Annotated in this window: 11 protein-coding genes; 9 read left to right on the forward strand and 2 right to left on the reverse strand. The window is 73.3% G+C overall.

Annotated elements, in window-relative coordinates; all coding sequences use genetic code 11:
- The first annotated feature begins 464 nt into the window (after positions 1-464).
- The 8 genes from AB0I49_RS02470 to AB0I49_RS02505 all read left to right on the forward strand — a co-directional run bounded on the left by AB0I49_RS02470 (position 465) and on the right by AB0I49_RS02505 (position 8285).
- Complete coding sequence (locus AB0I49_RS02470; protein WP_363224888.1) at positions 465-1436, forward strand: sugar ABC transporter substrate-binding protein; 972 nt, start codon at positions 465-467, stop codon at positions 1434-1436.
- Positions 1433-2485, forward strand: a complete 1053-nt coding sequence (locus tag AB0I49_RS02475) for an ABC transporter permease (protein WP_363224889.1) — start codon at positions 1433-1435, stop codon at positions 2483-2485. Before AB0I49_RS02470 ends, AB0I49_RS02475 begins: the two co-directional genes overlap by 4 nt.
- A complete protein-coding gene (locus AB0I49_RS02480; protein WP_363224891.1) occupies positions 2452-3387 on the forward strand; it encodes an ATP-binding cassette domain-containing protein in 936 nt (311 codons plus the stop codon). The genes AB0I49_RS02475 and AB0I49_RS02480 overlap by 34 nt, the downstream gene beginning before the upstream one ends.
- Positions 3388-3622: 235 nt before the next feature.
- Complete coding sequence (locus AB0I49_RS02485) at positions 3623-4771, forward strand: ROK family glucokinase (protein ID WP_363224892.1); 1149 nt, start codon at positions 3623-3625, stop codon at positions 4769-4771.
- Positions 4768-5373 carry a hypothetical protein gene (locus tag AB0I49_RS02490; protein ID WP_363224893.1) on the forward strand — a complete coding sequence of 202 codons (606 nt, stop codon included), beginning with the start codon at positions 4768-4770 and terminating at the stop codon, positions 5371-5373. The genes AB0I49_RS02485 and AB0I49_RS02490 overlap by 4 nt, the downstream gene beginning before the upstream one ends.
- Before the next feature lie 69 nt (positions 5374-5442).
- The gene (gene pcaC / locus AB0I49_RS02495; RefSeq protein WP_363224895.1) at positions 5443-6762 is read left to right on the forward strand and encodes a 4-carboxymuconolactone decarboxylase; all 1320 of its coding nucleotides are present in this window, start codon (positions 5443-5445) and stop codon (positions 6760-6762) included.
- A 12-nt stretch (positions 6763-6774) separates the two neighbouring features.
- A complete protein-coding gene (locus AB0I49_RS02500) occupies positions 6775-7419 on the forward strand; it encodes an MBL fold metallo-hydrolase (protein WP_363224896.1) in 645 nt (214 codons plus the stop codon).
- A gap of 86 nt (positions 7420-7505) precedes the next feature.
- Entirely contained in the window at positions 7506-8285 is a 780-nt protein-coding gene (locus AB0I49_RS02505; protein WP_363224897.1) for an exodeoxyribonuclease III, read from the forward strand.
- 34 nt (positions 8286-8319) lie between these two features.
- On the opposite strand, the gene AB0I49_RS02510 is transcribed toward AB0I49_RS02505, so the two are convergent.
- Positions 8320-10143 (reverse strand): SGNH/GDSL hydrolase family protein, encoded by a 1824-nt coding sequence (locus AB0I49_RS02510; RefSeq protein ID WP_363224899.1) that lies wholly within the window; start codon positions 10141-10143, stop codon positions 8320-8322.
- A 236-nt stretch (positions 10144-10379) separates the two neighbouring features.
- Here AB0I49_RS02510 and AB0I49_RS02515 point away from each other — a divergent pair, with 236 nt between their 5' ends.
- Positions 10380-10820, forward strand: a complete 441-nt coding sequence (locus AB0I49_RS02515) for a DUF6278 family protein (protein WP_363224901.1) — start codon at positions 10380-10382, stop codon at positions 10818-10820.
- A gap of 72 nt (positions 10821-10892) precedes the next feature.
- Here the strand turns inward: AB0I49_RS02515 and AB0I49_RS02520 are convergent, their stop codons facing one another.
- Entirely contained in the window at positions 10893-11711 is an 819-nt protein-coding gene (locus tag AB0I49_RS02520) for a GntR family transcriptional regulator (protein ID WP_363224902.1), read from the reverse strand.
- Between the last annotated feature and the right edge of the window lie 80 nt (positions 11712-11791).

Genomic DNA, 11791 nt, shown 5'->3' on the forward strand with positions numbered 1-11791 from the left:
GTCGTGAGTCCTCGGCCGTGACCGCTCGGCCGTACCTCGGCGCGTACGCCCGTACGGCCCGGCGGTCAGAATGTTCTGACAAAGTCTTGACGCGGCGGTCCGTGCGCCGTTAGAACACCTCCAGCCGCCATCGGGCGGCCGCGGCGGAAGGCGGACCACGATGCGTAGGACCCGTACGGCAGCGGCTCCCGGTACGCGCGCCGGCGGCCCCGCCGCGGACCGCGCGACCTCCCCGATGGCGGGAAAGCGCTCCCTGCGGGCTCCGCCCCGTCACCGGTACGGACGTGCCGGCGCTGGAGGAGTTCGCCGCTCGCGGGACCCGCTGGCCCCTCGGCGAACACGGGTAACGGATACTTGGGCGGCCGGGCCCGAATCCTGATCGGGCCCGGCCGCACCGTGACAGACAGTGAGAAGGGCAAGTCCTCGTGGCAAGGGTTCGGACAGGGGTACGTGCGTTCAGCGCCGTGCTGGCAGCGGTGCTCGGCGCGACCCTGGCAGGGTGCAGCAGTACGGGCGGCAAACGGGCGGAGGAGCGGGCCGCCAAGGCCGCCCAGGGACGGGCCGCCGTGGACACGCCGCGCTGGACCTTCGCGATGGTCACCCACTCGGGCGACGGCGACACCTTCTGGGACATCGTGCAGAACGGTGCGAAGCAGGCCGCTGCCAAGGACAACATCAAGTTCCTCTACTCCCACAACAAAGAGGCGAACCAGCAGGCCCAGCTCGTGCAGGCCGCCATCGACCAGAAGGTCGACGGGCTGATCGTCACCCTCGCCAAGCCCGACGCGCTCAAGGACGTCGTGGCCAAGGCGGAGAAGGCCGGCATCCCCGTGATCACGGTGAACTCCGGCTCCGAGGAGTCCAAGCGGTTCGGGGCGCTGACGCACATCGGCCAGGACGAGACGATCGCGGGCGAGGCCGTCGGCGAGGAGCTGAACGAGCGCGGCAAGAAGAAGGCCGTCTGCGTCCTGCACGAGCAGGGCAACGTCGGCCACGAGCAGCGCTGCGCGGGCGCGAAGAAGACCTTCAAGGGCGACCTCACCAACCTCTACGTCGACGGCACGAACATGCCCGACGTCCAGGCGTCCATCGAGGCCAAGCTCCAGTCCGACAAGGACGTCGACGCCGTCGTCACCCTCGGCGCGCCCTTCGCCCCCACCGCCGCCAAGGCCGCCGAGCAGGCCGGCAGCAAGGCCGAGGTCGACACCTTCGACCTCAACGCCAAGGTCGCCCGGTCCCTCTCGGACGGCTCCCTCGGCTTCGCCGTCGACCAGCAGCCGTACCTCCAGGGGTACGAGGCCGTCGACGTGCTGTGGCTCTACAAGTACAACGCCGACGTCCTCGGCGGCGGCAAGCCGGTCCTCACCGGCCCCCAGGTCATCACCAAGGACGACGCCGCCGACCTGGAGAAGTACACGAAGCGGGGGACCCGATGAGCGCCCCGCCGACCGACACGCCACCGGCCGCGGGGGACGAGAGACTGGTGCACCGCTCGCCGGCGCGCCGCCTGATGGGCCGCCCCGAACTGGGCTCGGTCGTCGGCGCGATCGCCGTCTTCGTCTTTTTCGCGATCGTCGCCGACACCTTCCTCCAGGCGTCCAGCCTCAGCACCGTGCTGTACGCGTCCTCGACGATCGGCATCATGGCGGTGCCGGTGGCGCTGCTGATGATCGGCGGCGAGTTCGACCTGTCGACGGGCGTGATGGTCACCTCGTCGGCGCTGATCTCGTCGATGTTCAGCTACCAGATGACGGCCAACGTCTGGGTCGGCGTCGGGGTGTCCCTGCTGGTCACCCTCGCCATCGGGTTCTTCAACGGCTTCATGCTCACCCGCACCAAGCTGCCCAGCTTCATCATCACGCTCGGCACCTTCCTGATGCTCACGGGCCTCAATCTGGGGTTCACCAAGCTGATCAGCGGCACGGTCTCCACCAAGTCCATCGGCGACATGGAGGGCTTCTCCTCGGCCCGCGCCCTCTTCGCCTCGCACTTCTCGCTGGGCGACGTGGACCTCCAGGTCACCATCGTGTGGTGGCTCGCGCTGGTGGCGCTGGCCACCTGGGTGCTGCTGCGTACCCGCGTCGGCAACTGGATCTTCGCGGTCGGCGGCGGCGCGGACGCGGCCCGCGCGGTCGGCGTCCCCGTCAACCGCACCAAGATCGGCCTCTATATGGCGGTCGCCTTCGCCGCCTGGGTCTCCGGCCAGCACCTGCTCTTCTCCTACGACGTGGTGCAGTCCGGCGAGGGCGTCGGCAACGAGTTCCTCTACATCATCGCGGCCGTCATCGGCGGCTGCCTGATGACCGGCGGCTACGGCTCGGCCATCGGCTCCGCGGTCGGCGCGTTCATCTTCGGCATGACCAGCAAGGGCATCGTGTACGCGCAGTGGAACCCGGACTGGTTCAAGTTCTTCCTCGGAGGGATGCTCCTCCTGGCGACCCTGCTGAACGCATGGGTCCGCAAGCGTGCGGAGGCAAGCAAGTGACGGCTCTCGTCGAGCTCACCGACGTCAGCAAGTTCTACGGGAACATCCGCGCCCTGGAAGGGGTGTCCCTGGAGGTCCACGCGGGCGAGATCACCTGCGTACTGGGCGACAACGGGGCCGGCAAGTCCACTCTCATCAAGATCATCGCGGGGCTGCACCGGCACGACGCGGGCGCCTTCGAGATCGAGGGCGAACCGGCCGGCCTCGGCTCCCCGCGCGAGGCCCTGGACCGCGGCATCGCCACCGTCTACCAGGACCTCGCCGTCGTCCCCCTGATGCCGGTCTGGCGGAACTTCTTCCTCGGCTCCGAGCCCACCAAGGGCGTCGGCCCCTTCAAGCGCCTCGACGTCCGGCGGATGCGCGAGACCACCCGCGCCGAACTGCTGCGCATGGGCATCGACCTGCGCGACGTCGACCAGCCGATCGGCACCCTCTCCGGCGGCGAGCGGCAGTGCGTGGCCATCGCCCGCGCCGTCTACTTCGGCGCCAAGGTGCTCGTACTCGACGAGCCCACCGCGGCGCTCGGCGTCAAGCAGTCCGGGGTGGTGCTCAAGTACGTCGCCGCGGCCCGCGACGCCGGGCTCGGCGTGGTCCTCATCACGCACAACCCGCACCACGCGTATCTCGTCGGCGACCGGTTCGTGCTGCTCAAGCGCGGCGCGATGGCCGGCAGCCACGCCAAGTCCGAGATCGGCCTGGACGAGCTCACCCGGCAGATGGCGGGCGGCAGCGAGCTGGAGCAGCTCAGTCACGAGCTCGCGCGGGCGCCCGGTCCGGACGTCATCGGGGGGCGCGCGGTGGAGGAGCCGGACGAGGGGGAAGCCGGGGAGGACGCACCGCCGTCCGGCGAAGGGCGCGAGCGGCCGTCCGGCGCCTCCGCGGCGGACCGCGACCAGGAGTGACCGCGCGCCGCGCACCGCGTGTGAGGCACAATCGGCCACGGCGGGCCGAGCCCGCCACGCCCGACCGCAGGACCGAGGCGACGCGCCTCCCGAGACACCCGCAGGGACGACGACTCGTGCGACCACGCACCCCAGGCGAACGCACCGGCCGCGCGGTACGTGCGGCCCGCACCGGCCGCGCCGCGAGCGCGGCCCGCAGAGCGGCCGGCGCAGGACTCGGCGAAGGGGCCAGGCGATGAGCATGTACCGCGAGCGGGTGCACCGGGGCTCGGCCCGGGCGACCGTGCTCAAGACCGTCGGGACGCGCGAGCGGCGCTCGCACCTGACCGCGCCCCGGGTGCCGACCGTCGGCATCGACATCGGCGGCACCAAGGTGATGGCCGGGGTCGTCGACGCGGACGGCAACATCCTGGAGCAGGTGCGCACCGAGACCCCGGACAAGTCCAAGAGCCCCAAGGTCGTCGAGGACACCATCACGGAGCTGGTCCTGGACCTCTCCGACCGGCACGACGTGCATGCCGTCGGCATCGGCGCGGCCGGCTGGGTCGACGCGCACCGCTCCCGCGTGCTGTTCGCCCCCCACCTGTCCTGGCGCGACGAGCCGCTGCGCGACCGGCTCGCGGGGCGGCTGGCGGTGCCGGTGATGGTCGACAACGACGCCAACACGGCCGCGTGGGCCGAGTGGCGGTTCGGCGCCGGCCGCGGCGAGGACCACCTCGTCATGATCACGCTGGGTACCGGCATCGGCGGCGCGATCCTGGAGGACGGCCAGGTCAAGCGGGGCAAGTACGGGGTCGCGGGCGAGTTCGGCCATATGCAGGTCGTACCGGGCGGCCACCGCTGCCCGTGCGGCAACCGCGGCTGCTGGGAGCAGTACAGCTCCGGCAACGCCCTGGTCCGCGAGGCCCGCGAGCTGGCCGCCGCCGACTCCCCGGTCGCGCACACCATCATCGAGCGGGTCGGCGGCCACGTCCACGAGATCACCGGGCCGCTCATCACCGAGCTGGCCCGGCAGGGCGACGCCATGTGCGTCGAGCTGCTCCAGGACATCGGCCAGTGGCTCGGCGTCGGCATCGCCAACCTCGCCGCCGCCCTCGACCCCTCCTGCTTCGTCATCGGCGGCGGCGTCAGCGCCGCCGACGACCTGCTGATCGGCCCGGCGCGGGACGCCTTCCGCCGCCACCTCACCGGCCGCGGCTACCGGCCGGAGGCCCGTATCGTCAAGGCCCAGCTGGGCCCCGAGGCGGGCATGGTGGGCGCCGCCGACCTGGCGCGGCTCGTCGCCCGCCGCTTCCGGCGCGCGAACCGCCGCCGCGTGGAGCGGTACGAGCGGGCCGGGGTCACGGTGCGGCTCGCGCCGCGCGGGCAGGCGGGCCGGGGATGATCGCCGCCGACCGCACCGCCGCCTCCGACCCGCCGCACGACTCCGCCGGCGGCGGGGGCGGTGGGGGCGGCGGTTCCACGGGCCCCGCCCGCCGTCCGCCGCGCCGCTGGCTCAAGCCCCTCATCGTCTTCCTGCTGATCGCGATCCCGGCCGGCTACCTCTATATCTCGGCGATGCAGAGCCGCGGCGGCGGCGACGCCAAGCAGGAGCAGGCGGCCAAGAAGGGCCTGGAGGAGGGCTGGCCCTCCCGGCTTCAGCGCCGCGTGTACGGCGTCTGGATCCCCCCGTACTCCGCGGACGTGGCCAGTTACGAGACCAACTCCTGGAAGCACAGCTCGCTCTACCTCCAGTTCACGACCTCCGCCGAGGGGTTCGAGACCTTCCTGAACAAGGTCGGCAGCGCGCCGGACGAGCTCAAGGAGGGCGAGGTCACCATCGACGACGACCAGGCGGACGAGGTCGGCTGGACGTTCCGGGGAACCCACAAGTGGAGCGGCACCGTCCACACTCAGAAGAAGCCGCTTCCGACCCTCCAGATCACGGCGAACCTGGACGACCCGGAGCACCCGAGAGTCTTCACGGTCTCGACCAGCACACCGTGAACCGGTCCGGGGCGGGCGAAGCGGCCCGGCCGTTGTGACAGATATATGAGAGATGAGAGCGTGCGGAGCGTGAGCGAGACGACGACCGAAGCCCTGCAGTACCGGTGCGACGGGCCGGAGCAGGCCCCGGTCCTGATCATGGGACCCTCCCTCGGAACCACGTGGCATATGTGGGATCGGCAGATCCCGGAGCTGACGCGGCACTGGCGCGTGATCCGGTTCGACCTGCCCGGCCACGGCGGCGCGCCCGCGCACCCCGCCACCGCCATCGGGGACCTCACCGACCGGCTGCTGGTCACCCTCGACCAGCTGGGCGTCGACAGATTCGGCTACGTCGGCTGCTCGATCGGCGGGGCCGTCGGCGCCGACCTCGCCCTGCGCCACCCGCACCGCCTCGCCTCGCTCGCCCTCGTCGCCTCCTCCGCCCGGTTCGGCACCGCCGACGCCTGGCGGCAGCGCGGCGTCGTCGTCCGTACGAACGGGCTCGACCCGATCGCCCGCTCCTCGCCCGAGCGCTGGTTCACCCCCGGCTTCGCCGCGGCCCAGCCCGCGATCGTGGAATGGGCCGTCCAGATGGTCCGCACCACCGACCCCGGCTGCTACATCGCCGCCTGCGAGGCCCTCGCCTCCTTCGACGTCCGCGCGGAGCTCGGCCGCGTCGGCGTGCCCACCCTCGTCCTCGTCGGCGCGGAGGACCAGGTCAGCCCGCCGGCCGACGCCCGCGTGCTGGTCGCCGGGATACCCGACGCCAGGCTCGCCCTGGTCCCCGGCACCTCGCACCTCGCCCCCGTCGAGCAGCCCGCCGCCGTCACCGACCTGCTGGTCCGGCACTTCACCACCTCCTGGCAGAGCGGCTACGAGCAGACCGGCCCCCACGCGATCACCCCGCCCGTGCCCAAGCCGCAGCTCACGCCCCCGCCGCCGCCCACCACGGCGCCCGCCGTGCCCAGCGGACCCGTCGCCGCCATCGCCTCCGCCGAACAGCCCGTCGCGACCGGCGGCCCCGCCGCCGAGGCGTACGAAGCGGGCATGAAGGTACGGCGCGAAGTGCTCGGCGACGCCCACGTGGACCGCGCCGAAGCGGCCAAGGACGACTTCACCGGCGACTTCCAGGACTTCATCACCCGCTACGCGTGGGGTGAGGTGTGGAGCCGCCCCGGACTCGACCGGCACACCCGCAGCGTGATCACCCTCACGGCGCTGGCCGCCCGCGGCCACCTCGACGAGCTGGCCTTCCACACCCGCGCCGCGCTCCGCAACGGCCTCACCCCGGAAGAGATCAAGGAAGTGCTGCTGCAGACCGCCGTGTACTGCGGGGTGCCGGCCGCCAACTCCGCCTTCGCCGTGGCACAGCGCGTGATCCGGGAGGAGACCAGCCCGCACGCGTAGCAGGATGGAGGCATGAACCTCACCAAGCACAGCCACGCCTGCGTCCGGCTGGAGAAGGACGGCCGGACCCTCGTCATCGACCCCGGAGGCTTCAGCGAGCAGGACGCGGCCGTCGGCGCGGACGCCGTGCTGGTCACCCACGAGCACCCGGACCACTTCGACGAGGGGCGGCTCCGGGCCGCCCTGGACGCCAACCCGGCCGCCGAGATCTGGACGCTGCGCAGCGTCGCCGAACAGGTCTCCGCGGCCTTTCCGGGCCGCGTCCACACCGTCGGCGAGGGCGACGCCTTCACCGCCGCCGGCTTCGACGTCCAGGTCCACGGGCAGCTGCACGCCGTCATCCACCCCGACATTCCGCGCATCACCAACGTCGGCTATCTCGTGGACGGTTCCGTCTTCCACCCCGGCGACGCGCTGACCCTCCCCGGACAGCCCGTCGACACCCTGCTGATCCCGGTGATGGCCCCGTGGAACAAGGTCGGCGAGATCATCGACTACGTCCGCGAGATCGGGCCGCGGCGCGCCCTCGACGTCCACGACGCGCTGCTCACCGGCCTCGCCCGGCCCGTCTACGACCGGATGCTCGGCCCGGACGGGCCCGGCGTCGCCGGGGCGGACCACCTCCGGCTCGACCCGGGCGAGTGCGTCGGGCTGTGACCTGAGCGGCCCCCGTGACCTGGGCGGCGATCCGCACCGGCACCGCCGGACGGTCACTGTCGGACCCGGGCGGTAGGTTTGCGGACATGCGCATCGCCACATGGAACGTCAACTCGATCACCGCCCGGCTGCCCCGGCTGCTGGCCTGGCTGGAGAGCAGCGGCACCGATGTGCTGTGCGTCCAGGAGACCAAGTGCGCCGAGGAGCAGTTCCCCTTCGACGCCCTCCGCGAGATCGGCTACGAGGCCGCGGTCAACGCGACCGGCCGGTGGAACGGCGTGGCCCTGCTGTCCAGGGTCGGCCTCGACGACGTGGTCGTCGGCCTGCCCGGCGGCCCGGAGTACGACGGCGCGCAGGAGCCCCGCGCCGTCTCGGCCACCTGCGGCCCCGCCCGCGTCTGGTCGGTCTACGTGCCCAACGGCCGCGAGGTCGACCACGCGCACTACGCCTACAAGCTCCGCTGGTTCGAGGCGCTGAAGGCGGCCGTCGCCGACGACGCCGCGGGGGAGCGGCCCTTCGCCGTCCTCGGCGACTTCAACGTCGCGCCCACCGACGACGACGTCTGGGACCCGGCCCTCTTCGAGGGGGCGACCCACGTCACCCCCGCGGAGCGCGACGCGCTCGCCGCCCTCCGCGCGACCGGCCTGTCCGACGTGGTGCCGCGCCCGCTCAAGTACGACCGCCCGTACACGTACTGGGACTACCGCGCCCTCGGCTTCCCGAAGAACAAGGGCATGCGCATCGACCTCGTCTACGGCAACGCCGGCTTCGCCAAGGCCGTCTCCGACTCCTACGTCGACCGGGAGGAGCGCAAGGGCAAGGGCGCCTCGGACCACGCCCCCGTCGTCGTCGACCTGGACCTGTGAGCGACGGGACGCCCCGCCCCGCCGCTCGCCCCGCTCACCCCACCAGGGACCGCAGCTCGACCGCGTCGGCGAGCGCCCGCATCCCCGCGTCGTTGGGGTGCAGATGGTCGCCGCTGTCGTAGGCGGGCAGCATCCGCTCGGGCCGGGCCGGGTCGCGGATCACGGCGTCGAAGTCCAGCACGGCGTCGAAGCGGCCCCCGCCCGAGCGGATGAAGGCGTTGACCTGCTCGCGCTTCGTGTTCGCCGCGGGCGTGCAGTACGTCTCGCCCGCGCACGGCGCGATCGTGGCCATCACCACGCGCAGGCCCCGCGCGTGCGCCCGCGCCGTGACGGCCCGCAGCCCCGCGACGACCTCCTCGGCCGGGGTGCCCGCGCGCACGTCGTTGACGCCCTCGAAGACGAGGACCGTACGGGCCGAGGTCTGGCCCAGCACATCGCGGTCCAGCCGGTGCTGCGCGCTCACCCCGCTGGCGATCGTGGAGACGCCGTCCCCCGGATAGCGGTCGGTCACCACGCGGTTCCCGGAGATGGACTCGTTGAGCACGCCCAGCCGCGGCACCGCGTGCTGCGCCGCGAGCCGGTTCCACAGCAGATCCGGCCAGCGCCGGTTGGCGTCGGGCGTCGAGTTCGCGCCGTCGGTGATCGAGTCGCCGAGCGTCACCACCGACCCCGGCCCGCCCCCGACGTCCACCCCGGTCAGCAGCGGCCAGGTGGTGAGCGACTGGCCGTACGAGCTGGCGGCGCGTTCGCCCGTGCGGTCCCCGCTGCCGTCGGCGCTCAGATAGGAGCGCTGTAGGGCCAGGGTGTGGGTCGGCAGCGCGCTCACCGTCCCCGGCAGGTGCACGCTCACCAGCAGATCGGCCCCGGCGGGCACCCGGAACCCCACCGGATCGCTGAACTGCTCGGCCCCCGCCGGGACTTCGACGCCCGCCCGGCCGCCGAACCGCAGGGGAACGGGCCGCCCGGCCGCCGCCGCGCCGCTCGCCCGGAGCGCCACGCTCGCGTGCCCGATCGCCAGCGGCCGCCCCGCGAAGGTGTTGGCCAGCCGGATCCGGGCCCGCGGCCCGCCCGCGCCGGCGTGCACGACGAGCCGCAGCGTCCGGTCCCGCCACGGCCCGACCGCGGTGTACCCGGACGCGGACGCCGCCCAGCTCCCCGTCCACCCCTTGGGCTCCGCCCGTACCGCCACCGCGAAGACATGCAGACCGGGCGCCTCGGGCAGCACCACGGACGCGAGCTCCCGGCCGCGCGCCACCGGCACGGTCACCACGGACAGCCGTGTCTTCTCGACGCGCTGCCCGGCGGGGGAGTTGAGGTGCGGCAGCGCGACCGCCTTCGTCGCGAGCGGGCCGGTCCGCCAGTCGGGCGCGGCCAGCGCGTACGTACCGCGCGAGCCGTCCCGATAGCGCACCGTGCCGCTGCCGGCCGCCGTGCCGCCCGTACCGGCGATGAGGAAGGAGACGGCGTCGCCGCGCCCGGTCAGCCGCACGCGCTGCCCGTCGGCGCGCACATTGTCCGGCGTCCCGGCGGCGGACCGCGGCAGCCGCAGCCGGGCCCCGTCGAAGCCGAGGGTGCGCCCCGGCGTCCAGCCCGCGGCGGCCAGGTCCTGGGCGGAGAGCGAATTGCCGTCGCCGTCGAAGTCCGCCGCGCCGGGCCGGGCGTCGTCGCTGACGGCCGTATTGTCGAAGAGCCGCTCCAGCGGGAGCGGCTCGGCGGGGCGTGGTGCGGCGAGGGCGGGCGCGGCCGGTACGGCCAGGGCCAGCGCGGCGCCCGCCGCGAGCAGCCCGGCCGCGAGCCCGGCCGCGGGTCTGTGCCGGCCGTCCCCGCCGCGCGCCGCGCGGAACATGTGTACGAGCATGTGTGCTGCCTCCCGTGTCCCGTCGACGCGCGTACCGGTCCGTACGGCCCGTGCGCGCGCCGGTCCATGAAGCCGTGCGTGAAAAGGGGGAGCTTCAGAGGCCCCGGTGGCGGACCCTGCTATGGCGGGATGAAGGTAAAGAGGCGTCCAGGCGACGTCAAGGAGGCCCAATGGGCCAAGAGGGTATGCCGCGCGCCTGTGGTGAGGCCGTCCGCGCGGGTGGGAACCTGTGCGGTATGAACATTCCCTTCTTGGACAACTGGCGCAAGCGGCACGGACCGGAGCGCGCGACGGCGCCGGCCGAGGCGCTCGACATGGATCCGGAAGGCATCGCCGAACTGCTCTCGGAGTGCGAACTGCTGCGCGCCCAGGCCCAGTCGGCGGGGGTAGCGCTGGACGACTCGGCCGCCTCGCTCGCGGCGCTGGACCAGTTGCAGCCGCGCTGGCGCGAGGACCCGGAGCTGCTGCCGTGGCTCGGCAACGACGCCGGGCTGTATCTGGGCACGGTCGTCGTCCGCACGGTCGCCGGCGCGGGCTGGCACATCCGGCCCGACGGCCAGCCCGTCGTCCTGCTCGGCAACGGCCGGGAGATCGATGTGGTCGAGGCGGGCCAGGGGTGGGCGGCCGACGGCGCGCCGGAGCTGTCCCAGCTGTACGCGGAGATCGCGGAGAGCTGACGGGCGGCCGCGAGCTGACGGGCGGCCTCGGGGCCGGGGCCGGGGCCGGCGGCGAGCCTGGCCCGCCTCCCGCTAGCTGACGAACGGGATCGAGTACTCCAGCCGCCACCGGTCCGCCCGCACCACGATGTCGGCGGTCTCCACGGCCCGGTCGTCGGAGTCGAAGTGGGTGCGCTCGACGACCGTCACGCACTGCCCGACCGCACAGCCCAGCGCCTCCGCCTCACGGCTCGTGGCCGGCCGCGACCCGACCAGATCCTGCGCCCGTACGACCCGGATCCCGATGGCGGCCAGCCGCCCGCGCACCCCGCGCCGCGCGTACGGGCCGCGCTCCGGATGTGCGACGTCCGTGCCCTCGGTGACCGACAGCGGCTCCCAGCTCGTGGCGAGCTGCACGGGGCGCCGGTTGGCGAGGTACTCGTACTGGGTGCAGAGCACCCCGGTGTCCGGCGCCAGCCCCAGCCGGACGGCGATCCGGTCCGGCGCGGCCATCTCGGCGGAGGTGGCCTCCCAGGTCAGCGCGGTGTCCGCGGCGCTGCTCCCGAAGGCCGTCCGGCCGAGCGGCGGGCACCCGTCGGCGTCGCGCTCGCGCTCCGGGTCGTACCCCCGGATCACCGTGGCGAAGGGGGAGTCGACGGCTCCCGTGGAGCGCAGCAGCGCGCCGAGCGGCGCCCGGTCCCTGACGAACACCCCACGCCCGAACTGTCCTTCCGCGTATCCGGCGGCCTTGAGCACGCGCACCGCGCGGTCCACGGTCTGGTCGCTCGCCTCGTACGCGCGCTTGAGCTCGGAGCGGGAGGGGATGCGGTCGCCGACGTTCAGGGAGCCTTCGTCGATCCGCTGCCGGAGGTCGTCGGCGATGCGCTGGTAGACGGGCCTGAGGTCACACACCTGGGGTCCTTTCGCACGAAGTGCCCCTCAGGCTAGGTACCCAGGCCCGCTCTGCGTACCTAGGTCAAAAGTCGGTTAAT

The sequence above is a fragment of the Streptomyces sp. NPDC050617 genome, assembly GCF_040654795.1.
Taxonomy (GTDB): Bacteria; Actinomycetota; Actinomycetes; order Streptomycetales; family Streptomycetaceae; genus Streptomyces.

Coding starts and splice junctions, on each gene's coding strand:
- AB0I49_RS02475 (WP_363224889.1), top strand. CDS start 1,433: ATGAGCGCCCCGCCGACCGACACGCCACCGGCCGCGGGGGACGAGAGA.
- AB0I49_RS02480 (WP_363224891.1), top strand. CDS start 2,452: ATGGGTCCGCAAGCGTGCGGAGGCAAGCAAGTGACGGCTCTCGTCGAG.
- AB0I49_RS02485 (WP_363224892.1), top strand. CDS start 3,623: ATGAGCATGTACCGCGAGCGGGTGCACCGGGGCTCGGCCCGGGCGACC.
- AB0I49_RS02490 (WP_363224893.1), top strand. CDS start 4,768: ATGATCGCCGCCGACCGCACCGCCGCCTCCGACCCGCCGCACGACTCC.
- AB0I49_RS02500 (WP_363224896.1), top strand. CDS start 6,775: ATGAACCTCACCAAGCACAGCCACGCCTGCGTCCGGCTGGAGAAGGAC.
- AB0I49_RS02505 (WP_363224897.1), top strand. CDS start 7,506: ATGCGCATCGCCACATGGAACGTCAACTCGATCACCGCCCGGCTGCCC.
- AB0I49_RS02510 (WP_363224899.1), bottom strand. CDS start 10,143: ATGCTCGTACACATGTTCCGCGCGGCGCGCGGCGGGGACGGCCGGCAC.
- AB0I49_RS02515 (WP_363224901.1), top strand. CDS start 10,380: ATGAACATTCCCTTCTTGGACAACTGGCGCAAGCGGCACGGACCGGAG.